Source organism: Paeniglutamicibacter terrestris, assembly GCF_012271785.1.
Classification (GTDB): Bacteria; Actinomycetota; Actinomycetes; order Actinomycetales; family Micrococcaceae; genus Paeniglutamicibacter; species Paeniglutamicibacter terrestris.
In genome coordinates this window covers 1,260,012-1,282,768 of sequence record NZ_JAAWVT010000001.1, presented here as the reverse complement: position 1 = coordinate 1,282,768, position 22,757 = coordinate 1,260,012, and the positions used below count along the sequence as shown (strand labels likewise).

The following is a 22,757-nucleotide window of genomic DNA, read 5'->3' as shown; positions in this document are numbered from 1 at the left end:
CCGGGTGGGGAACGAAGAAGGAATTGCTGCTGGTCGGCTTCTTGGCGCACTCGGTGAAATGACGGGCTGTGCTGGCACCTTCCATGGACCAAACGCGTCTCTTTGAAGCTATGATCACGTGCTGGGACTTTTTGGTGGGGTGAGTAAGGGCTGGCGTTTTGACCGGGTGTCCATGATCCTAACGCGCAATATTGCAGGCTTCTAAAGAGCCAAATTTTCATAATCATTTACAACGCCATCCGTATCGATATCAAGTGATTCCAATCGGGCGAGAGGATAGGCGGCGTTCAGCTGCGACAGACACCCCAAGTGAATGAAGTTGGGCGGCAACGGAAAATGGCCAGTCGGGCTGATCTAGTCGGTATGAAAGGCTACGAGTTGGCACTCTCTACGTAGGCGGCACAACTGCGGGCAGGCTCTGACGAGGTAGGGCTGTGCGGTCAATCTGAACTTGTTAATGAACTCGGCTGGACGGATCAGGAGCCGGCTCAGATTGGCTATGGATGTGTTGGAGGAGTATCCAACGGTAAACCGATGCGAGGATTTGGGGGCACATCAGTGGTCACCTATATCGGCCGGTTCAGATCACCCGCCCCTCTGGACATCGTGCCGGTAAGGCAGAATGCCTACTTCAGATCATGAGGGTGGACGCCAACTTTCACGAGTGATCGAAGCCGGATCTCTGTGCTCACCGATTGGCCACCGAAGACGCCAGATACGAACAACAGATGTGGCGTGAGAATTGGTGACGCCGCCTGACTCGGTAACATTGCATCGCGCATTTGAAGGCTAAGGACAGGCCCACCGTGGCTTCCCTTTGATTCACGACAGCAGCACGTGATTTCTTGCGGCGACGTGATTGAGGTAAAAATTCCAGAGCAAGCGGGGGCGGCAAACTGCGATGAACCTGATCGTGGATAACTCCCGTGCGCATGCCGTGGTCGCTGAAAAGATCCACGGATCGCTCGGAAGACTGCACATGTGTTGTGATGTTTGGGATCGGTTTCTCATTCTGATCAGTAATCACTTGGCGCAAAGGCACGGTGCCTTCGAAGTCATCGAGAAGGTCGCTCAGCTCGACAAAGCCGATGAGCTACACCTTGTCAGGGCGACGGTTCTCCTGATGCTCAATTTTTCGATTCTTGACCTGCTCGGAATCCAAACCAACTCCCTTGCGGAGCACCATCTGGTCGCCAGGCCATGCCTGCGGTTGAACCCATCAAGGTGATGTGTTTGTTTCCGGTCACTACATCTCGTGGACGGCTGTATCCAGAGCGCTGTTAGTGGGGTCGACTACTGGGAAGGTGGTGTTGCCTGCAGTGCCACGCAGCAAGCAGCTGACCTCTGCCTGTCCCGAGCAGAGGGAAGAGAAATGAACTTCCTGATGAGAACAGATCGACGTGAGCCAGAATCATCTCCAAAGAGGAAAACTAGCAGGGAGCCTTCGGCTTGCTCCGAGGGGTCTTGAACGGGAGACGGTCATTGGGAGCGGTTTTGCAATGGTTGATTGAAATCGTATGCTCCATCAACAGAGGACTCGATTGTCTGGGGAACCTCAGACGCCCCAAGAGAACATGGGGGAGTCTGCCCGGATATGAATCCAGGCAGACTGTCCAAGCGTCTAAGACGGTGTTCGCGACGGTCGCATCTCAGCAGGGAGCCAATCGGCGATGAGGGTATTCGTTATCGATCTACTGTCGTTCTGCCTGGTTGCGTCCTGTCACGCTCTCACGTACCGGTTCTTTAGCGCTGATGAGCCTCGAGTTCACATCCCTCCGGAGGCTGACTCAATGAGCGGATAGAAGTGGCAGTCATATGGGTTTCGGTTCCGGAGCTTTCAATACCCGCCAAATTCTCACCGAGGTGATTCTAGGGAGCTCTCGGGCAGGTCCGCGTAGTAGTGAGTTCAAACAGCGAAAGCAATTCACCTCGCTTCGGGGAAAGCGTTCTTCGATAAGTAGGGAAATCGCGGGGGAGTGGAGAGAAATGGAGTTGGTCCGTATCTTCGCTGCGGGCCACCATCCTGTCTGACCGGCAGGATATCAGTTTGTATGGCACAGCCGTCGGCCGTTATGCGTACCGCCTTGAGGGCTCAAAAAAATAGCTTGGCCATGTGGAGATCACAGCGTGCCAGCTGTCCCGATGTTAGCTCCTGAGAGTTTGGCTTGTATCAAGGAACGAACTTCATCAGCGGCAACAGCCTACCCAACGAGCGATTCAGGGGACGGCATTACTGGCAGTGGCCATCGGACGCCCGAACGTCTGTGGGATTGACGAGATGTGTGAGCAATCAGAAAATCGTTCAGAAGTATCAGCCCAATGAAGTTGTTGTCGTTAGCATGGCGCCACCAAGTGACGTTGCTGCATCGAGAGATATCCAATGGCGGAGGTGGGGAGTGCGGTTAGCAATTCAACACACCTGTTCATGGATCCGAGAAGATGACGAATCCTTGATGACGCGCTCGATTCCTTAGTTGCCAAATGTGCAGTCCGTGCCCAGGGGGGACATGAGAATCGTTGCTGGAGTGGGTATGACGAACGATGGATGCGCGCGCCGGGAGGAATTGAGGCGATTTGAAACGGATCACAGCCGAGCTCGTTGGGAGATCTGCTAAGAATCGCCGGTCTGTTGGGTGTCGTGCCCCAGCGGCTTGCGGCTGATGTTTGCCGTTGGAATGTTCCGTGTTCTCTGTCGTCATCGCAGTTCAGGCGACCGTCGTCCGAGAGCAGTACTGCAATCCGCCCTTACCGAAAGGTTCAGGACCATCAAATGGAAATGTGCAGCGATGACGGTACCCTTCAATGTAGATCGCTGGGGCGCGCTGGGTTCCCAGGGTGAAACCACTACGCCTGCGCTCAGGTGTTTCACGTGAAACATTGTCCACGCGGTGTTCTGCACTAGACATGCGGTGCTCCTCACCTGAATTTGTTTCACGTGAAACATACGGATGGTCGGCTGAATTCTTCTTGAAACCCCAAGATCCACAAGTCGTCGCAGCGGGGTGTTTCACGTGAAACATTCTCAATCCCCAGACCTTGCAAGCATAGAGCCCACGGCTACTTCGCCAGCCGGTCATTGGCGCACTCACATGATCGCTACCTGAAACGGGAGCGGCGGCGGCAGGGACAGGCCAAGGAGCGAGATGGAAGGCTCAAGCGAAATCCTCAGAAAAATGGCATCGCGAAGGCAGTTTCTGAAACGCCGGAGTCTCGGAAAACTCCGTTACCGACACCGCCCGAGTATCCACAAAAATCACTTCTGGGAGGAGCAGAGCAGCACGCTAGAGCGTCCAGGGTGTGGATCCAAAGGACGTGTGGAGTTGAGTGGTGACCCTGTAGTTGGCGCGGACATTCCCTCAGCGGCAGCCCGGCGCATAGCCCGCGGCGAAAACGGGAAGTGTTCTCCGTCGAGCAAACTTCATTCAGCACGCATCATTGAAAATCTCCATTGCGTCGTGGTGCTTGCCGATAGATGTGAACTAGCAGTATCGAGTCGAAATTCCGATCCCACAATCCGGTGATGGCGATTGGAGAACGAACGAATTGCCCTTGGGACGACGTGGGTGAGGAAGTGGTTTCGGAAACTCGGTGGTGGATATGAGCTCAATTGTGCTGTTCCTGCTGTGGCGATGTGGGGGGAGGGGGATATTGGGATCCAAGCACTGCCGTGTTTATAGAACCATCACCGTATCGTCTGCCGTCCACATAACGGGTGAAAGAGCGTAACTCGGCTGTTGCCTCGGTCGGACCGTGCGCGGGCGAAGAGCAAGCCCTGACGCTTGCGATCATTGGTCGCCGCGTCGGGGCTTACTACTACGCATCGATGCTGATGACTCTGAATTGAGGCATGGCAGAAACTCAAATCATCAAAATTCAAGTTCTGCATTTGACGTTTCATGACCCCGAATGTTCCGAATGGCGCCCAGCGGCTGTCTGGGAGGAAGCCATTGGAAGTCGCCCAGACCGTGCACGACTGGGGACATCTCCTTCCTCCCGCACATGTTGACTTCGCCTTTCCACATCGACCTAGATGGCGAAATTGATGAATGATCGGGCCAGTGACCGGCCCGGCATGGGCGTTGCCGCCGAGCAGCTGGTGCCAGTCCTTCTTGAGCACCGCGAAGAAGGTGCTGTCCAGCCGGAGTAGCGTGACAAGAATGAGAGTTGTCGGCACGTGGCGTAGTTTCTAGGATGCACGTTCCGATAATGGCCAGCCAACTATGGTCGGACGGGTTTAGCTTCCATGTTTCCAATCCTGCCAGTGAGGGCTGGTGCGTTGCCGAAGTGCACCGCCGGGAATTGTCTCCGAATGCCGCTCGGTCCCCGCGAAGCCGCTGCGGCTCGACGGTGTTACGTGCGTGGTATCCGACGACGGATCGGCACCAGCTGCTGGGCTCCTGCATCTACGCCGACGCGGCTATGGACCGGACCGTCTTCAACACCATCTCGATTTAATTCGGAAGCCGCACATGCTCGAGAAAATCGGCGACGTTAGACATGGGCGGCCCGCGACCAGGGAGCTACCGACCCCGAACGGCCATATCGGTGGTCTCTACGCAAGATTGATGGATCCAAGAAGGGAAAATATCCAGTCAGCTAGAGGGCAGACTGTGGTCATTCGCAGAGGCAGTTTCTGTGTTCAGCGTTGTGGACAATGGGTGGGCAGGGCCCAGGGAACAATGCTGGCGAGGGAACTTCAACCCGAGATGAGAACTAATTCCTAACTCCGAAGAATTTCGCTAGTCCATCCCTGGCCGGCATTCGACGATTGAAAAATGGTTCTCAGCAGATGTCGCTCTGCCGATGGTCCGGACTTCACTTTTTGTCGGACGTGGGCGCTTCAGGCAATGCTGGTGAAGAAATGATGCTCCGGAGAGGAAATCATCGTTCGACCTATGAAGATTTTCCATCTCGTCGCAGTAGCAACTGTTTTGAGTTGTTTGTTTTCAATAATTTCGCCATGATCCGTCAGTGAACACGCGCGGGTAATGCTGGGGACAGGTAGGGGTTAAAAGCTTGGTGCGCCCACCCCCAAGGGGGTGGGCGCACCAAGGTCAGTAAGATCCAGCGAAGGCTAGAGGTACTCTGCGAATTCCTTTTCCAAGACCGGCTTAGGCTTGGCTCCGATGGAGGTGGCTACGTGCTCGCCACCCTGGAAAACGTATACGGCGGGGATGCTGGTGATGCCGTACTTTGCAGCGATGCCCGGGTTGTCGTCAACGTTGACCTTTACAACGTCAACCTTCTCCGAGTGCTCTGCGGCAATCTGCTCGAGGATCGGGGTCAGCTGACGGCAAGGACCGCACCACTCGGCCCAGAAGTCGACAATGACTGGCTTGGAAGCCTCGAGGACCTCAGCCTGGAAAGTTGCGTCGGTTACGTCTTTGGTCTGGCTCATGGCCTGCACCTTTCGTTAAAGATCTCTTCCCAGAAGCTGGGAACGGGAATTAGTTGGAGACTGCTACGGATTCTGCGGATGCACTGGCTTCAATGTCAGCCAGGTAGTGCTCGACGTCAAGCGCTGCGGCACAGCCCGAACCGGCGGCCGTGATGGCCTGACGGTAAGAGGAATCGATAACGTCGCCGGCAGCGAAGACACCCTTAAGGCTGGTCTTCGAGGAGCGACCCTCAACGGCAATGGTGCCCTCGGCGGTCAGGTCCAGAACATCCTTGACCAGATCGGTACGAGGATCGTTGCCGATGGCTACGAAGATACCGGTGATCTCGACATGCTGCTCTGCATCAGTCTTGAGATTGCGCAGGGTCATTCCGGTGACCTTTTCGGTACCGGAAATTCCGACGACCTCAGAGTCCCAGATGAAGTCGATCTTCGGGTGTGCCAAGGCACGCTCTGCCATGATCTTCGATGCGCGCAGGGAATCGCGGCGGTGCACCACGGTGACCTTTGCAGCAAACTTGGTCAGGAAGATGGCTTCTTCCATGGCGGAGTCGCCGCCGCCGATCACAGCAATGTTCTGTTCACGGAAGAAGAAACCGTCGCAGGTTGCACACCAGGAGACACCGTGGCCCGAGAGGCGCTTCTCATCGGGGAGGCCCAGTTCGCGGTAGGCGGAGCCGGTGGACAGGATGACTGCATGCGCACGGTAGACGGTGCCGTCACCGAGGGTGACGACCTTGATATCACCGGTCAAATCGACGGCGGTGACATCGTCGAAGAGGATCTCGGCACCGAAGCGCTCTGCCTGCTTCTGCATGTTGTCCATCAGATCCGGACCCATGATGCCCTCGGGGAAGCCCGGGAAGTTTTCCACATCCGTGGTGTTCATGAGCTCGCCACCGGCGGTGACCGAACCGGCGATAACCAACGGCTTCAGGTTCGCACGCGCGGTGTAGACGGCAGAGGTGTAACCAGCAGGGCCGGAACCGATGATGATGACGTTACGGATAGCGTCGTTTACTTCTGTGGCCACGGGTACGCGAACCTTTCATAAGTGCGGTGTTGTCTTATCGACCACCGCGGATAACGAGGGGGACTATGCGGCATAACAGCAAACAAGGTGCTGGTATTCCCGGCCCAGTGTGGTTAGGAGACGCCGAACTCGCCGAGCTGCAAGCCGTATGGACGTGATTCGTTGGCTCCGGAGGCTCGTCGGGGCAGTTCGGTGACGTTCAAGAACACGTACTGTCCGCGAAGTGAGTCTCCGTCATCGCCGTTGACCGGGATGGTGACACTGGGGCCGGTGAACGAACCGCTGGTGACCGTCTTGGCATCGGACAGGTCATCAGACTCGCCGACGCGGATCTCGAAGGAGCCACCGGTCCCGTTCATGCCCTCGAGTTTGATTTCGGAAATATCCGAAACTTCCTCAAGTTCAGCGACGATGACCATGTTGGATGCCAAGCCACCGAACTGCGGCGTGGTGTACGAGTAGGACTTGTACAGGCTCGCAGGATTGCCATCGCTGACGTTGGAGAGCGTGTTATCCGTGGGTGCATTCAAGTCCTGATTGCCCGGAACCACACGTGAAATATCTGCGACTACTGGCTTGACCAGTTCCGCGCTTGGCTTCTCCGGGGCTTCGCTGCTGTTCCCTGCACTATTAGAGGGTGCTGCACTTTGAGTTGCGGAGGAGTTAGCAACCGGCTCGGGATTCTTATTACCGAGAGCGTTGTAGGCAAACACGACGGCCAATACCAACACGGCACAGAGCAGGGCACCGATGAGTAGGCGGGTGGTCTTCTTCCCGCCCTCTTCTGCTTCTTCTTCATCTTCGTAGTCGGTTACAGGATCCGCGGAGTACGTTTGGGCTGCTACTGGGAAACTCGAAGCAGTCCGCTGGCCGGTTTCATCAACGTTGGGACCGCGGGACTTCTGTGCGGCTGCCAATGCTGCGGCCGAGGTGACGGCGGGTTCGTCGTCCGGGGCGACGCGCGAGACCTTGGGCGTCGGCTTCGGCGCTGCTGCTGCCGGTGCTGGCGTCGGCTTCGCAGCCGGGGCTGGCTTTGGTGCTGGTGCTTCAACCGGCGCGGCCGGGGCAACGGCCGGTGAAGCAGCCGCCGGGGGAGTCGTGGGGCTTGTAGTGGTTGGTACCGGGGCAACTGGCGCGGCGACCGCTGGGGCCTGCTCTGTGTTCGAACCAACTGCGGCGGCGGGTGCGATCGGGGTTTCGCCGGCTGCCTTGCCGCGGGTGAAGCGGCCCTTGATGTTGTTCAGCTTCTCGTTGAGGCTGATCTCCGGGAAGCGGTCCAGCATCGCTGGACGCTGCTGCTCCTGGGCGCGCTGATCCTCGTAGTACTCGGCGTCGTCCTCATAGGTTGCCGGTTCCGTGGAGCGCGAGACGCCGAAGATTTCGGTGCCTAGCGTATCGGTGTAGAACGGTTCCACGTAGGGGGCATCCGATTGGATGACGAGGTCAAGAAGATCTGCCGGTTCCGCGAGATTGGTCACCAAGTAGGTGTGGCCCTCGGAAATACCTAGATCTAAGACCTGTACCGTGGCGTAGCGTTCACCGGTGGCGATTTCGCGCGCACTCGTGGCCAGCTGCGAGGCATTCGCTGTTGAACCGACAAGAATGCTCACCGGACGGTTGAGCACCTGATCGATACCACTCAGTACTTGGTCACCGTCTGCCGAGGTCAAGACCGATTCGGTCACCTGGTAACGACCGCCAAGTACGGCGCCTGCGTCGATGGGCTGCGACACGATTCCCTCCCGGGATTACATTGCGTTGCTGGCACCCTCATGGGTACCCCGTTCCATGTTACCGGGATAGGAGTGCGGATTTCGCGAACACTAAGGCCGATGTCGGCTGAGCCCGCAATCCACTAGTACCTACCCCGGTACATTAGCGGCGGAGCTGGGGGATTTTCCTCGCAATTGGGCCCAAGAAATTATCCAACTCCTCGGAGCGGATCATACGCAGCAGGACCACGTAGACGACCGCCATGACCGCTCCGACAACCGCGATCGAGATGACCGCGGCACCGATTGAGCTCCAGGCAAAGCCCCAATGGTAGCCACCGAGCAGCCACAGCACGCCCGCACCGACCAGACCCGAGACCGTGGCCATGACGCCGATGCGGATGTAGGTATCTGCTACCTCCTTGGCTCCGTAGTCGCCGTAGCGTCGGACGACCAAGAAGTGCGCGATCACCGCCGAAAGTACGTTGGACACCCCATAAATCAGCGCCACGGCCCGGGCGATTTCCGTCGCGGGGAGAAGTTGCACCGCAGCGAAGGCGAGCACCACACAGAAACCGGCAATAATGCTCTGAATGAGCATCGGAGTTTTGGTGTCCTCCTCGGCAAAGAAGACCCGAATCATGAAGAAGTGAACGGATTTGAAGGGCAAGCCCAGTGTGGTCAGCAGCAGGAGCTGACCGATGGCGGCACCTTGCTCCATCGAGGTCGGGGAGCTACCTGCGAACAACCTGCCCAGCGGTCCGGCCAGCACGATAAAGGCCACCGAGGCAAAAACAATGGGCACCGCGGTGGTGCGCAATCCCCGGGAAAGCAGCGGAGCAATGTCATCACGACGCTTCTCATGGAAGGCCTTGGTGAACTCGTTAAAGAGCATCGTGGCCAGAGTGAGGGCAAAGATGGAGTGTGGCAGCACGGTGATCAACTGCGAGGTATTCAGTGCCTGTTCGCCCGGAACAGAAGCGCCCCCTCCCGGTAGCGCCAGACGAGCAGAGGCGGTGGCCGAGACAAACTTGGAGTTGATCAGCGAGGCGATGTTCCCCACCATCATGGAGGCCAGGGTCCAGATCGCGAGCTTGCCCACGTGGCGCAGGCCCATGCCGCGCCAGGAGAAATCGGGGCGCAGGTTCAGCCCCACCTTACGCAGCGGCCAGAACAGGGCCAGGGCCTGCACCACGATGCCTAGGGTGGCTCCACCGGCCAGCAGAAGCGTCTGCTCGTTGGTCCAGTTGTTCAGCTGGTCGACGCCGTTATAGGACCCGAACAGGATGATAAATGTCCCGATGGTGCAGATCTGCACCAGGTTGTTCGCGACAGGGGACCACATATATGCCGTGAAGCGGTTATGCGCGTTGAGCACCTGACCGATCACCGCATAGACGCCGTAAAAGAAAATCTGCGGTAGGCACCAGTAAGCAAACGTGGTTCCCATCGCGATCATGGGTTCGGTCCAGTCCAAGGTCAGTGTCTTGATCAGCGGGCCGGCCAAGAACGTCAGCAGCACCGTGGCCAGACCCATCACCACAATGGTGAGGGTCACCAGCTTGGAGGTGTAAGAGGAACCCCGATCGGACGCCTTCGACGCCTTGATGAGCTGCGGTACCAGGACCACGTTGAAGATACCGCCGGCCAACAACATGAAGATGATCGTCGGGATGACGTTCGCCTTCTCGAAGATATCCGCCATCGTCGTGGAAGATCCAATGGCAACGGCAAGCAACGCAGTACGGATGAATCCGAGGACGCGGGAAACCATGGTTCCCGACGCCATCAGAGCGTAAGCTTTGGATGAACCGCGAGATTGCGACGCTGGTGGTGCTTGCGGGGTTTTAGGTGGCGTGCTGGGGCGCGCTGGGTGTTTAGATACCTGGGACATAGTTAGGGAGTACTTCGCGCGCAAGATCAGCGATACGCCGCTCATTGGGGAAGGACAGGCGTTTGCCGAGATCAAGCAGGGGGACCCACGCCACGTCTACGGCCTCGTGGTCTGGATCGTTTTCAATGGTCAGTTCGCCACCGGTGGCACGGAGCAGGAAATGATGCACGGTCTTATGCACGCGGTAATTCGTCACGGTGAACCAGTAGTCAACGGATCCCAACGGGGCCAAGATCTCGCCGGCAATTCCGGTTTCTTCCTCGATCTCGCGGACGGCTGCTTCCTCGTTGGATTCACGGCCCTCCGGGTGTCCCTTGGGCAGGCACCATTCAAGTCGTCCGCCTCGGTTATACCGGGCGATGATGGCCACCGGGAGGCTGGGAAGCGAGGTGTCGATGACAACTCCGCCGGCCGAAACTTCCTCAACGGTGGGCAGCGGATGATGTCCCGGGCTCACTTGCGCCTGCGCATGCGCCATTGACGCAGTCAACGGCGTGCGCTTCGGGGCGCTGGGAACTGGATGAGCCATGGAAACCACTCTATCGTTTTTGTGACGCATCGTGGCTTGCCCCGCCCTGTTCAGGCATGTTATCGAACTTCTTTACGGGTGTATGTCTATGGGGCGTGTGGAAGCTAACGCACAAATGAAGTCGAGAGGAACATGGCGGTAGCCAGAAAGTCTGGCACCCTTAAAGGACTATGCAGCAACTACCGTCCTTTCAGGTTCTTACCGAACTCCTGCCCCCCGTCGTCCTCGAGCTTGGGCAGCGTTTTGTCGATTCCGGCTTTGAACTCTCCCTAGTGGGCGGCCCCGTGCGTGATCTTTTCCTGGGTCGAGTGTCCCCGGACCTTGACTTCACCACCAGCGCCTCGCCCGATCAGACTCTTGCTGTGGTGGCCGGATGGGCGGATGCAACCTGGGAAGTGGGACGGGACTTCGGCACCATTGCCCTGCGCAAGGCCGAGCACACCATCGAGGTGACGACCTACCGGGCAGATGCCTACGATCCGTCATCACGCAAACCCATCGTGGCCTTCGGTGACAAGCTGGAAGACGATCTCTACCGACGAGATTTCACCATGAACGCGATGGCATTGCGCCTTCCGAGCCTGGAGCTAGTGGACCCCTACAACGGTGCCAAGGACCTATCCGAGGGTGAAGTACGAACCCCGGGCGCGCCCTCGATGTCATTCTCCGATGACCCCCTGCGCATGATGCGCGCGGCCCGCTTCGCCTCCCAACTGGGGATCACCGTGGCACCGGACGTGCGTAGTGCCATGACCGAAATGGCCGAACGAATCTCCATCATCTCCGCCGAACGAGTGCGTGATGAACTGGTGAAGCTGATCAATGGCATTGATCCGCGCGCCGGCATCGACCTGCTGGTTGACAGCGGCCTGGCCGATTTGGTGCTTCCGGAGGTGTCCGCACTGCGTTTGGAAGTTGATGAGCACCACCGGCATAAGGATGTTTACGAGCATTCCTTGACGGTGCTGGAGCAGGCGATGAAGTTGGAAAGTGCTGCAGATGGGCCGGTACCCGGTCCCGACTTCGTTTTGCGCTTTGCCGCGCTGATGCACGATATCGGTAAGCCCGCGACCCGGAAGTTCGAACCCAATGGTGCAGTGAGCTTCCGACATCACGACGTGGTCGGCTCCAAGCAGGTCAAGGCCCGCATGCGTGCCCTGCGCTTCGATAATGACACCATCAAGGCGGTCGCTCGGCTCGTAGAGCTACACATGCGCTTCTATGGCTACGGGGATGCTGGCTGGAGCGACTCGGCGGTGCGCAGGTACGTGCACGACGCCGGGGACCTGTTGCAGCGCCTACATCGACTGACTCGCTCGGATGTGACCACACGCAACCGGAAGAAAGCAGACCGCCTCTCCTTCGCCTACGACGACCTCGAGGCGCGTATTGCGGAGATCAGCGAGAAGGAAGAAATGGCGGCGGTGCGCCCGGATCTTAATGGTCAACAGATCATGGAGATTCTTGGTATCAAGCCAGGGCCAGTGGTAGGACGCGCCTACAACTTCCTGCTTGAGCGACGACTCGACCAGGGGCCGACCGACCCGGAAGAGGCCATCAGCGCCCTGCACCAATGGTGGGACGAACAGCCGGAATCTTCGCCGGAGCAGTAACTCCGAATTGAAGCCGGTGGCCTTGTGCGGCGTGTTTTTGTCAACACGCCGCACAAGGCACTGTTTTTTAAGGTTTATTCACTTTGGTATGGCGTGTCTGAGACATGTTGTGTATCGTAGATCTTGTGATTGAGAAGTCTCAATGAGACATCGAGATCCCATAGACAATATTGGCGCCAGATTCTTCTGGCATGTTCTTCCAGAAAAGGAGGTGGGAATGATGATTATTTCAATGAATTTCGGCGGCACTTACGCCCCGCGTCATGGCTTCGGCGGCTTTACCGCGCGAACTACTTTCCCCGCCTCTGGAACGGCGCCCTGCTAGTACTTCCCTAGTATTTCAAGTTCCCGAGGCTGATGAGTCATTAATCGACCAAGTCCTTGAGGAACTTTTATCATGTCTAACCAGATCGCTTCGATCTCTGCACAGGCTGCACGCTCCGCTGAATTAATCTTCACCGGCCCCGACGCACTGCATGCCCGCAGCTCACGGCCCGCTGAACAGGTCACCTTCCGCAACTCCAACCAGGTTGAGGGGAGGTAACACCGTGGCTGCAAAAGACCGCAAGTCCAAGAATCCGTCTTGGCTGCACACGCAGTTCTATCCCGAAGCTCGGGAGCGTGAACTGCGAAACCATCTGCCGATGGACATCACGTTCCGTCTTCGATGAGTGACTTAGGATGACACCTTCACCAAGGGCTAATCCAGAATTCATTGCACTTATCGATAACCAAGAAGGATCTATGAACATCATTGAATCGCAGAGTGCAAAGCCCGCCGGCTTCACCGGCGGGCTTTGCCGGTTAAAAGTGACCTACGCTTTGCCGATAAGGGACGTTGTGAGAACGTCCTAGTTGAGTTGGGCTTGCCAATGGCGCAGGAACGCAGCGCCAGCATCATCGTGAATAACCTCAACGCCTAAGCCCAGATCCGAAGCCGTCAAGATCGGGTACGACTTACCGCTTGGCATTCCATCGGCGGGGCGCACATCCACGTGACTGACCTGGTGCCCTTCTTCGGCCAACCAATCGGCCATGGCATAGTCGGTGCGCGAGTCGCCCACCGTGAACCACGAAGCGGGGACAATCTCGTCCCCGGCCAGCAGTTCCAAGGCGCGGCGGGCTCCAAGATCCTTGCCCAACTGAACCGACTCAATATCGGTGGAAATAATGGTGGGGTCCACACGGTAGTCGATGTCGTTGTTTGCATCAGGCTTATTCACCTCTAGACGCTGAACTCCCAATCCATGCCGGGTCATCGCTTCCATGGCAGCTGCATCAAAACTCACCTGGGCACGGCGATATTCGGTGTTGTCTGCAACGATGTGTTGCTCAACGGAGACCATGGCCCGCTTCGTCTCATCAAAGAACATGTGCTCCGCGAAATCGGTGGCCACCAGCTCGCGGATCTCCCGCGCATAGGCCCCAGGAACCGCCAGATCGTGATCAATGTAAAGTTCCTCAGCACCTTTGGAACCAAAGGTGAACCAGGTGGCTCCCTTTTCGCAGATCGCGTGAATCTTTAAGTCCTGTCGCATTCCTGCCTGGATCATGGGGGCCATAACTTGGCTCTTGATGAATTCATCCGAGCGACCGGTATTAAAGATGACAGGGATCCCAGCGCCGGCTAGATCCAACAACAGGGAGATGATCTCGGGGGTGACATCACGGGTCACCGGTGAGGCGATAGGACCGTCAACGTCGAGCAACAGGGCAAAGGGCGGAGTCTGGGGCATGCTGTCGATTCTTCCATGGTTGGGTACTTCTTAGGATCGAGGTGGTTTCAGCTCGTCACCGAAAAGCGGCACCACAGAAAATGCACACGTGCCGGAGGTTCTGTGGTGGCGGTGATAGCTTGAAGAAGCATCATGAACAACCAACGAGTTTGGTCTTCTAGAATCCCCACCCACGGGGTCGAGATAGATGGAGCATGCACCATGACAGTGACACCAGAAACCGACATGAGCGATCTGGCCATCGCCTCACGGGCCGTGCTCAAGCCAATAGCCCACATCGCGGAGGCCGCGGGGATACCGCAAGAGGCATTGGAACCCTATGGCCGGTACAAGGCCAAGATTGACCCGCAACATTTGCTCCCACGCGGGGTTAAAGCCGGCAAAGTGGTGCTGGTCAGCGGAATCTCTCCCACTCCAGCGGGCGAGGGGAAATCGACGGTCTCGGTGGGGCTGGGAGATGCCCTGGCCGCCACGGGGACCAAGACGATGATTGCCCTGCGCGAACCCTCCTTGGGGCCGATCTTCGGTATGAAGGGCGGAGCCACCGGTGGTGGTTATGCGCAGGTGTTGCCGATGGATGAAATCAATATGCATTTCACCGGAGATTTCCATGCCATCACCAGTGCCAACAACCTGCTGATGGCGTTGCTGGACAACCATCTGCACCAGGGCAATGCCCTAGGCATTGATCCTCGGCGCATCTCGTTTAAGCGCGTCCTGGACATGAACGACCGGGCACTACGCAACATCGTGATCGGACTTGGCGGGCCGAGCGAGGGAATTCCCCGCGAAACTGGATTTGAGATCACCGTTGCCTCCGAGGTCATGGCGGTGTTCTGTTTGGCCACGGGGCTATCGGATCTACGCGCCCGGCTAGGACGCATGACCATTGCTTACACCTACGACAAGCGGCCGGTAACGGTCGATGACCTTGGTGCCGCCGGTGCCATGACGATGCTGCTCAAAGAAGCCATCAAGCCCAACTTGGTCCAAACCATTGCCGGCACCCCAGCACTGATTCATGGTGGGCCCTTTGCCAACATTGCTCACGGCTGCAACTCCGCCATCGCCACCAACACCGCTCGTTCGCTGGCGGACGTGGTGGTCACCGAGGCCGGTTTCGGAGCCGACCTAGGGGCCGAGAAGTTCATGGATATCAAGGCTAGATTTGCCGGCTGTGCCCCATCAGCCGTTGTTTTGGTGGCCACCGTTCGCGCCCTGAAAATGCATGGGGGAGTAGCCAAGGATTCGTTGTCTGCCCAGAATCTTGATGCCGTTCGATTGGGGATGGCCAATCTTGCTCGGCATGCAGCAAACATCAGAAAGTTCGGGGTGGAGCCGGTCATCGCCGTGAACAGATTCACCACCGACACTCCAGAAGAGCTTGCCGAAATCACGTCCTGGGCGGCTGAAGCGGGTATCGAGTGCGCCGTGGCAGATGTGTGGGGGCGCGGAGGTGCCGGTGCCACCGAACTGGCCCAGGCGGTGCTGCGTACCATCGACGCCCCGAATGACTTTGCCCCGCTCTATGAATTGGAGCGTCCGACCGAGGAAAAGATCCTCACCATCGTGCGGGAGATCTATGGCGGAGACGGCGTCGAATACTCTCCCGGAGCCAAGCGGATGCTCCAACAAATCCGGGACAATGGGTGGGACGATCTTCCGGTATGCATGGCCAAGACCCAGTATTCCTTCTCCGATGATCCCGCGCTGCTGGGCGCTCCTCAAGGATTCATGGTGCAGGTGCGCGAACTGATTCCCAAGACCGGTGCCGGCTTCATCGTGGCGATTACCGGTGCCATCATGACCATGCCGGGCCTGCCCAAGGTGCCGGCCGCCATGCATATGGACGTGGATGAGCAGGGTCGGGCCGTCGGGCTCTCCTGAGCATCCAGTGGGCGTTAACGTAGTGTGGCCGTCACGATCGTGACGGCCACACTACGTTCCGGAGTTGTTCCGGGGCGGTGCTATTTAGCGTTCGATGTCGCCACGGATGAAGGCCTCAACCTTTTCCTTGGCGATGTCGTCGTTGAACTGCTCCGGCGGCGACTTCATGAAGTAGGAGGATGCCGAAAGGATCGGTCCGCCAATGCCGCGGTCCAGGGCGATCTTTGCGGCGCGCACGGCGTCAATGATCACACCGGCCGAGTTCGGTGAATCCCAGACCTCAAGCTTGTATTCCAGCGATACCGGGGCATCACCGAAGTTGCGGCCCTCAAGGCGCACGAAGGCCCACTTGCGGTCATCAAGCCAGGCAACGTAGTCCGACGGGCCAATGTGCACGTCGTCGGCCTCAAGCTTGGCCGAGGTGTTGGAGGTAACGGCCTGGGTCTTGGAGATCTTCTTGGATTCCAGACGGTCGCGCTCAAGCATGTTCTTGAAGTCCATGTTGCCGCCGACGTTCAGCTGGTAGGTGCGGTCCAGGGTGACGCCGCGGTCTTCGAAAAGCTTGGCCATCACACGGTGCGTGATGGTGGCACCGATCTGGGACTTGATGTCGTCACCGACGATCGGGACACCGGCAGCGGTGAACTTATCTGCCCATTCCTTGGTACCGGCAATGAAGACCGGCAGGGCGTTGACGAAGGCCACGCCTGCATCGATGCATGCCTGTGCGTAGAACTTGGCGGCGGCATCCGAACCGACCGGCAGGTAGCAGACCAGCACATCGACCTTGGTCTCCTTGAGCACTGCCACCATGTCGACGGGCTCTGCGGAGGACTCAGTGATGGTCTCGCGGTAGTACTTGCCCAGGCCGTCGAGGGTGTGGCCACGTTGCACGATGATGCCCGAGGTCGGGACGTCGGCGATCTTGATGGTGTTGTTTTCGGAGGCGTGGATGGCGTCGGCCAGATCCAGTCCGACCTTCTTCTCATCCACGTCGAAAGCCGCCACGAACTGCACGTCATTGACGTGGTACTTACCGAACTGGACGTGCATCAGGCCGGGAACTGTGGCCTGCGGGTCCGCGTCACGGTAGTACTCAACACCTTGAACCAATGACGTGGCGCAGTTGCCTACGCCAACGATTGCAACCCGAATCGGATTTTCCGACACCTTGTCTCCTCAAAATCAAAAACTTCTGGGCAGGGGAAGGCCCACCGTCCAGCACATCTACAATGCTAAGTGAGAAAACGGCTAGCTTATTCCCAAGACGCCCCTGCGGTGGTACAAGTCAAAGCGAAAATCAGCGACTCGTGCCCCGAGCACCGACCCACCAGCGCCTGATCCGTAGCAGTACTTGTAGGGCAGGACGCGGCAGCGAGGTGCGGATTCGCTGCCGCAAGGCCACCTCTCGAAGCATCGACAATTGCTCATTTGTGGTTGTCAGGGCGTTGTCCTGGGCACGTTGAGCGTAGTGGTTCAGGGCCGAAACAAACTCGGTTCCACGACGGTGGAAGTAGTTCTCCCGCAACCAGGCCCGGTTCGGGAAGGAAAAACGCAACAAACTCGCGTCATCTAAGGTACCCAACAGCCCCGAACCGCGGAACACCGAATTGAGCATCTGATCATTCAGCCCAAAATCGGTGAGTACCAGCACCGGTAATCCACGGTCTACCGCCTCGAGCGCAGCGGTGGAGGAGACGGTCAGCAGCGCGGATCCGGGGACCAGGACCTTGTCCATGGCACCGGTGAGGAACTCGACATGCCCCTGACCGACCTTGCCCTCCGCCACGAGCGAGGCCCAGAGGGTGTCGAAGGGGTGCGCCTCGGCATGGGTCTGTGGTTCCCCCGCCCGCGCACGCAGCTTCACGATGACCCGCACCTGCGGGTTCAGACATTTGATGCGGTCCAGCGCCAACAGGATTGAGGTGCGTTCGTTGATTTCCACCGGCACCTTGGCCTGCGCGGCAAAGACCACGGTGGTGATGGGACCCTGGAGCGAAATTGGGAACCCGGCGGTTTTCAGGAAGGGCAGTTTGGACACCAAAATATCTGGACGATGCCCGGATTCCTGTTCGGCAAGGAAGGAGAATTCGCGAGCCTCGGCATGGGAATGGACGATAAACGCGTCGGCACTGCGTCGGTAACCCCAGCCCTTGGTGGTGGCGGGATAGGCGACACCCGGCAGCGCCGAAATGAGTGCCGCGGGGCGCACCGCATTGGCCTTGGAGCGTAGCAATTTGGTGAACAGCTCACTGACCACCGGACCCGTGGCCGCGGCGAAGATGATGTGCTCGTGCAGCGAATCGAAGTTCAGTGCCGCGCGCGTCATCACCTCGATGTTCTGGTTCTCGAAGCTGGTGCCAAAGGTTGCGGCCGCCACCTGCTCGGTGGTGGGTGCGATGGGGGTGCGGACTAACACCACGCGGCAATCCCATTCCGGGCCGAGTGCCGAGAGTGTGGTGCAGGCAAGCTTCAGGTAGGAATCGGAGTCGGCGATCGCCACGATGCTGGGCCTAAAAGAGAGAGTATTCATGGGGTAAGTAGCTCCAGTGACGAGGAAAGATGTGTGCGCAGTTCGGGGGATGCGGCAGGTTGCCACCAAGCTTCAGGGATCGGTTTACCGATGATTCGGACGCCTGCGCTGCCCAACAGCAGGCGTAGCGACGGAAGCGCGGTGGAAGGTAATGCCCGCACCACCTGTCCGCTGCGCAGGTTCCGTAGTCGCATCTCGATGGGAATGGTGTGGTGGCGCACCGCAATGAGCTCTTGTTCGGCAAGCCGGTCCAAGAAGTCCTGGGATTCGCGACGGTGCGGGAAATAGGCGACGGGCCCATCCTGGGTCAGAGACTTCAGCCAGTCTAAGTACGGCCCCTGACTGATCAGTCCGTCGGCGGCCATGGCCGAACCTACCACCACGGTGGGTTCGGCGATGCGCTCGGTGACGGGCTGAGTGCTGAGCCATTCGAAACGATGTGATTCCAGATGTCCGCCCAAGGCGAGGAACTTGCCTGCCACCACCGGATCCACCGGCAGGGCGGTGAAGATCAGCAGCCGGCCGGCTCGAGCCAAGGAACGCAGCCGGTACCAGGAGGCGATCCCCAGGGCCTTGCGGGCGGGGCTTGAGGCCGAGCGCGGCCGGATCAGCGGCGTGGGGTCATCGGAGACAAGGGCCTTGATCAGCCCCAACGTGGCCAACCCGTCGTCGATGATCATCACTTCCTTGACGGCAATGTGACCCAGCAGTGCACGCTGGACACGTCCCGAATAGGCGTCTCCGGTGACCCATCGTCGTGCGCCAACGGAGCCTGGCGTTGGCGGGGTCCGCGCCGCGTGAGCGAATTCGACCCCGACCGGGGCCTGGGCGATCAGCGTCTCCAGCGTCGCGTCAAGGGTGGTGGTGCCCCCGCGCGGGTGGATGCGGCTGGTGGTACCCAGCAGTCCCGCTCCGTGAGCCTCAATGGCGGAAAGTAACTGCAGGGGCGATTCAACCCACACCTCGGCATGGCCGAAGCGGGGTCTAGCCACCGGTGATTCAGCGGGAGACACGGGTGGAGGTCTCTTGTAAGGTGCGCGCCACCTTGGCCAGCGACCGTGAGGACAGACGCAGTACACGGCGCTGGATCTTGCGCCCGAAGGCGGCCCCGGGAATGACCCTGCCGCTGCGCCGCGGGTGTGCCCATGACGGAGGAAGCTCCAGGGCAGCAATGCGTCGGCGCTTAAAGTGCTGCTCGAAACGCAGGTAGTTCACGGAGAGGAATTCGGCTGCCTCGTCGCGCAATTCCGGCAGGTTCTGGTATTGCATGCAGTAGGCTACAGCGCGCAGCAAGGGCGTGAGCTCGTCCACCGAATCACTGGCGGCCGGAGAACTGACGCCCTGAACCAGTTGGGCGTGCACGATCGAGAGCGGGATCCGGTTGCTGTTTTGGTACGGGCTGAGCTCCTGTAACAGCTCGCTGGTGCCCACGGCGATCACCGGGACGCCGAGCATGTTCTTGGCGCTGAGCAGAGCGGTGGAGAAGCAGGAGATGACCGCCAGCGGCTTCATGAGCGTGATGACGGTTTCCGCCAGCAGATCTGTCTGCAGGATCTGGAAGTCCAAGCCGAGGGATTCGGCGCGGGCTCGCAGCTGCAGTGCGGCGGTGGGGCCCGAGCTCGGGTGCGGTTTGAACACCACGGAGCGCGCGCCGGCGTCACGGGCGGCCAACAGCATGCCTTGGTGCAGTTCGAGTTCCTTGGCCGTATCAAGGATGCCCAGCGAGCCCAGGTACTGGCCCACCACCAGGGCGCCGTCTTGGGGCAGGTTGAGGCTGGCCGGGTCGACGGCAGCTGCCAGTTCGGAAAAAATGGCCGCGAGCGACTCAAGCTTCAGGACCTTGCGTTGCACGGGGTGTTCGAGCAGCAGCATGGGTTCAAGGCCCGGGACCAGGTCGATGTGGATGGTCTCGCGCAGTCGCTGGAGCATGTGCAGCGGCAACTTATTGCGGGTCGGGCCGTAGGACATCAATCCGTCGGAGTGCACGGAAATTGGTGCGTCGAAGAATATTCGTGCCAGCGCCTGGGCGGGGTTGACCTGGATAGATTCAAGCACCAGAGACACCTGCTCGCTGCCAAGGTTCCAGCGGTGGCGCAGGAGCTTTTCAAAGAGCGCAAGTTCTTCGCCCCGCGGGTTGAACTGTCCACAGCGGCGCGGCCAGAGCAGATCGGCCAAATCAACTACGCCATCGAAGCGGGCAGCCAGGGCCGCGAATCCCGGGTAATCGGGCAGCGCGGTGGTGATTTCCGGCATTTGGCTGCCGTTGGCCAGCACCAAGATGCGCCGGTCGGCTGGCGGCAGCAGTCCGGCATCAGCCATGGCGGCCAGAGAAACTACCTGGAAGTAGGTGGAGGCCTGGATGAGCGCGATCATTTGGAGTCCTTCTTCGCCGCTGGGTCATACAGCGCGCTGATCATCTTCCGGCGCGGGGCATCAAGCAGTTCCAGCGCGTCAACTAATAGCGGGGCGGGGATCTGAGCTAGGCGCTCGGCAAGGCGGGTGCGCAGCAGGGCGCGCAGTTCGGCGGGGAAATCGCCCGAACGCTTGAGGTGGTGACAGGAGACGGCTAGGAACTGGCGTAGTGCCTTGGGTGCATGAACCTGGTTTTCTTCCTTGCTCAGCGTGAGGTCCAAGATTTGCGTGTAAGCATCAATAAAATCGAACTGACGCTCATCAAAGACCTGGGTGAGGGACCCGGGCAGGCCGCGGCGGTAGAAAACGCCCGGAGCATTGATGATCGCGTAGTTCGTGGCATTCAGACTCAGTTCCCACATCCAGGCCCGGTCTTCACAGGTCCGCAGCGCTTCGTCGAAGCGCGGTGCGGCCGTCTCCAGCATGGCCCCACGGTACATTCCTGCCCAGACAAAGGGGTAGTCAATCATTGACGAGGTATGGATCGGATTAATGTCATCTCCCGGATCCAGTGCCTGGTGTCGATTCACCTGCGGCGCCCGGTGCACCGCACGATTCCCGCCCGTCACACGCACGTGGTCACAGCGCACAAAGTCGACTCCAAGTTCCTGGAGCCCATCGGCCAGCTGGGCCAGATGGGTGGGGGCAAACCAGTCATCGGGATCCAGGAACACCACAAATTCTCCGCTGGCGTTTTCCAGTCCGCTGTTCCTTGCCGCAGAAACTCCACGATTCACCGGGTGCGTGATGATCTTCAAACCGGGGATTCGCGTGGAAAATTCGGCAGTGATGGCTGCCGTCGCATCGGTGGAGGCGTCGTCAACAACGAGGACTTCCAGTTCCCTTTCACCCAATTGCTGGCGGGCCAGGGACGCCAGTGCGTCGCCGATGTAATCCTGCTGGTTCATCGCCGGAATGATGACGCTGATGCGACCGGGGACGCGGGTGCGGGTTAAGGGTTGTTCCGTTGTTGTGGACATAGGAAGTGGAGGTGGTCCTTAGGTCTGGGGGAATCGTAGTTATGGCAGAAAGTGCCACATCATGCCGCTGGGGCGCCCGCAATATGCGGACACCCCACGGTGATAAAACGCTGTGTTACCGGAGGTGACTAGGCATCCACGCGACGCAGGCGGGACAGCGGAGCCAACTCGCCCGGGAAGACGCGCTTGACGCCGTCGCCCATAGCATCTTCGAGGATGCGGATGTCGCGGGTCAATGCTTCGAAGCCCTTGGGTTCCAGCGAGGAAGCCTGATCCGAGCCCCACATGGTGCGGTCCAGGGTGATGTGGCGTTCGACGGTGACGGCGCCTAGGGCGACGGCTGCCAGCGAGATCTGCAGACCGCGCTCGTGGCCCGAGTAACCGATCGGCACCTGGTAGCGTTCCTGCAGCGTGGTGATCATGCGCAGGTTGGCTTCTTCGGGAGGCAACGGGTAGGTGGAGGTTGCGTGCATGATGACCAGGTTCGAGGTACCCAGGGTCTCCACGGCCTTGTCGATCTGCTCGATGGTGGACATGCCCGTGGAAAGAATGATCGGCTTGCCGGTTTCTGCCAGTGCCTTGAGCAGTTCAATGTCGGTGACCGAGGCCGAGGCGACCTTGTGGGTGACGGCGCCCTGTTCTTCCATGAACTCGACCGAGGGAACGTCCCACGGGGAAGCGAAGGCGTGCAGGCCCTGCGCCGCTGCGTAACGGATCAGTTCCTTGTACTGTGCCGCATCAAATTCGACGCGGTAGCGGTAGTCCAGGTAGGTCATGTCGCCCCACGGGGTGGAGCGGATCTTGTCACGCATGTCCATCGGGGTGGAAATGTCCGGGGTGCGCTTCTGGAACTTCACTGCGTTGGCGCCAGCCTTGGCGGAAACGTCGATGAGCTGCTTTGCAATCTCCAGGTCACCGTTGTGGTTGATGCCAATCTCGCCGATGACGTAGACGGCCTGGCCAGCGCCCAGGAGCTGATCGCCAATGGCGACGGGTGCGGTTTCGGTGGTGGAGATAGTCATGGGACTTG

16 protein-coding genes are annotated in these 22,757 nt (G+C 59.0%); 4 read left to right on the top strand and 12 right to left on the bottom strand.

The window, feature by feature from the left end; all coding sequences use genetic code 11:
* Positions 1-901: 901 nt before the first annotated feature.
* On the top strand, positions 902-1,228 hold the full coding sequence (locus HED64_RS05685; RefSeq protein WP_168151050.1) for a hypothetical protein: 327 nt from the start codon (positions 902-904) through the stop codon (positions 1,226-1,228).
* A 3,846-nt stretch (positions 1,229-5,074) separates the two neighbouring features.
* Here HED64_RS05685 and trxA read toward each other — a convergent pair.
* From trxA to HED64_RS05660, 5 genes are all read right to left on the bottom strand, one after another.
* Positions 5,075-5,398, bottom strand: coding sequence for a thioredoxin (gene trxA / locus HED64_RS05680; protein ID WP_132360783.1), 324 nt, complete (start codon positions 5,396-5,398; stop codon positions 5,075-5,077).
* A 49-nt stretch (positions 5,399-5,447) separates the two neighbouring features.
* Complete coding sequence (gene trxB / locus HED64_RS05675; RefSeq protein WP_132360781.1) at positions 5,448-6,431, bottom strand: thioredoxin-disulfide reductase; 984 nt, start codon at positions 6,429-6,431, stop codon at positions 5,448-5,450.
* 113 nt (positions 6,432-6,544) lie between these two features.
* Positions 6,545-8,164, bottom strand: a complete 1,620-nt coding sequence (locus HED64_RS05670; protein ID WP_168151049.1) for a hypothetical protein — start codon at positions 8,162-8,164, stop codon at positions 6,545-6,547.
* 142 nt (positions 8,165-8,306) lie between these two features.
* Positions 8,307-10,037 carry a murein biosynthesis integral membrane protein MurJ gene (gene murJ / locus HED64_RS05665; protein ID WP_281069192.1) on the bottom strand — a complete coding sequence of 577 codons (1,731 nt, stop codon included), beginning with the start codon at positions 10,035-10,037 and terminating at the stop codon, positions 8,307-8,309.
* A complete protein-coding gene (locus HED64_RS05660; RefSeq protein WP_132360776.1) occupies positions 10,021-10,566 on the bottom strand; it encodes an NUDIX hydrolase in 546 nt (181 codons plus the stop codon). The genes murJ and HED64_RS05660 overlap by 17 nt, the downstream gene beginning before the upstream one ends.
* Before the next feature lie 170 nt (positions 10,567-10,736).
* Between HED64_RS05660 and HED64_RS05655 the strand changes: the two genes are divergently transcribed.
* Both HED64_RS05655 and HED64_RS05650 read left to right on the top strand, forming a co-directional pair.
* A complete protein-coding gene (locus HED64_RS05655; RefSeq protein ID WP_168151047.1) occupies positions 10,737-12,179 on the top strand; it encodes a CCA tRNA nucleotidyltransferase in 1,443 nt (480 codons plus the stop codon).
* Positions 12,180-12,576: 397 nt separating this feature from the next.
* A complete protein-coding gene (locus tag HED64_RS05650; RefSeq protein WP_168151046.1) occupies positions 12,577-12,723 on the top strand; it encodes a hypothetical protein in 147 nt (48 codons plus the stop codon).
* A gap of 307 nt (positions 12,724-13,030) precedes the next feature.
* Here HED64_RS05650 and HED64_RS05645 read toward each other — a convergent pair whose 3' ends face one another.
* Positions 13,031-13,915 carry a Cof-type HAD-IIB family hydrolase gene (locus HED64_RS05645; protein WP_168151045.1) on the bottom strand — a complete coding sequence of 295 codons (885 nt, stop codon included), beginning with the start codon at positions 13,913-13,915 and terminating at the stop codon, positions 13,031-13,033.
* Between the two features lie 207 nt (positions 13,916-14,122).
* On the opposite strand from HED64_RS05645, the gene HED64_RS05640 reads away from it, so the two are divergent.
* Complete coding sequence (locus tag HED64_RS05640; RefSeq protein WP_425351779.1) at positions 14,123-15,802, top strand: formate--tetrahydrofolate ligase; 1,680 nt, start codon at positions 14,123-14,125, stop codon at positions 15,800-15,802.
* An 84-nt stretch (positions 15,803-15,886) separates the two neighbouring features.
* On the opposite strand, the gene HED64_RS05635 is transcribed toward HED64_RS05640, so the two are convergent.
* The 6 genes from HED64_RS05635 to HED64_RS05610 form a co-directional block, all read right to left on the bottom strand.
* On the bottom strand, positions 15,887-16,972 hold the full coding sequence (locus HED64_RS05635) for an inositol-3-phosphate synthase (RefSeq protein ID WP_168151043.1): 1,086 nt from the start codon (positions 16,970-16,972) through the stop codon (positions 15,887-15,889).
* A gap of 130 nt (positions 16,973-17,102) precedes the next feature.
* On the bottom strand, positions 17,103-18,335 hold the full coding sequence (locus HED64_RS05630; protein ID WP_168151042.1) for a DUF6716 putative glycosyltransferase: 1,233 nt from the start codon (positions 18,333-18,335) through the stop codon (positions 17,103-17,105).
* Entirely contained in the window at positions 18,332-19,327 is a 996-nt protein-coding gene (locus tag HED64_RS05625; protein WP_342590657.1) for a hypothetical protein, read from the bottom strand. The genes HED64_RS05630 and HED64_RS05625 overlap by 4 nt, the downstream gene beginning before the upstream one ends.
* A gap of 7 nt (positions 19,328-19,334) precedes the next feature.
* Positions 19,335-20,708 carry a polysialyltransferase family glycosyltransferase gene (locus HED64_RS05620; RefSeq protein WP_168151040.1) on the bottom strand — a complete coding sequence of 458 codons (1,374 nt, stop codon included), beginning with the start codon at positions 20,706-20,708 and terminating at the stop codon, positions 19,335-19,337.
* Complete coding sequence (locus tag HED64_RS05615; RefSeq protein WP_168151039.1) at positions 20,705-21,727, bottom strand: glycosyltransferase family 2 protein; 1,023 nt, start codon at positions 21,725-21,727, stop codon at positions 20,705-20,707. Before HED64_RS05615 ends, HED64_RS05620 begins: the two co-directional genes overlap by 4 nt.
* A gap of 128 nt (positions 21,728-21,855) precedes the next feature.
* Positions 21,856-22,749, bottom strand: coding sequence for an N-acetylneuraminate synthase family protein (locus HED64_RS05610; protein WP_132360760.1), 894 nt, complete (start codon positions 22,747-22,749; stop codon positions 21,856-21,858).
* Positions 22,750-22,757: the final 8 nt, after the last annotated feature.

Bases quoted from the DNA above. Each gene is read 5' to 3' on its own strand.
- trxA (WP_132360783.1), bottom strand. From the start codon at position 5,398: ATGAGCCAGACCAAAGACGTAACCGACGCAACTTTCCAGGCTGAGGTC.
- HED64_RS05620 (WP_168151040.1), bottom strand. From the start codon at position 20,708: ATGATCGCGCTCATCCAGGCCTCCACCTACTTCCAGGTAGTTTCTCTG.
- HED64_RS05630 (WP_168151042.1), bottom strand. From the start codon at position 18,335: ATGAATACTCTCTCTTTTAGGCCCAGCATCGTGGCGATCGCCGACTCC.
- HED64_RS05655 (WP_168151047.1), top strand. From the start codon at position 10,737: ATGCAGCAACTACCGTCCTTTCAGGTTCTTACCGAACTCCTGCCCCCC.
- HED64_RS05660 (WP_132360776.1), bottom strand. From the start codon at position 10,566: ATGGCTCATCCAGTTCCCAGCGCCCCGAAGCGCACGCCGTTGACTGCG.
- HED64_RS05645 (WP_168151045.1), bottom strand. From the start codon at position 13,915: ATGCCCCAGACTCCGCCCTTTGCCCTGTTGCTCGACGTTGACGGTCCT.
- murJ (WP_281069192.1), bottom strand. From the start codon at position 10,037: ATGTCCCAGGTATCTAAACACCCAGCGCGCCCCAGCACGCCACCTAAA.
- HED64_RS05610 (WP_132360760.1), bottom strand. From the start codon at position 22,749: ATGACTATCTCCACCACCGAAACCGCACCCGTCGCCATTGGCGATCAG.
- HED64_RS05650 (WP_168151046.1), top strand. From the start codon at position 12,577: ATGTCTAACCAGATCGCTTCGATCTCTGCACAGGCTGCACGCTCCGCT.
- HED64_RS05685 (WP_168151050.1), top strand. From the start codon at position 902: ATGAACCTGATCGTGGATAACTCCCGTGCGCATGCCGTGGTCGCTGAA.
- HED64_RS05615 (WP_168151039.1), bottom strand. From the start codon at position 21,727: ATGTCCACAACAACGGAACAACCCTTAACCCGCACCCGCGTCCCCGGT.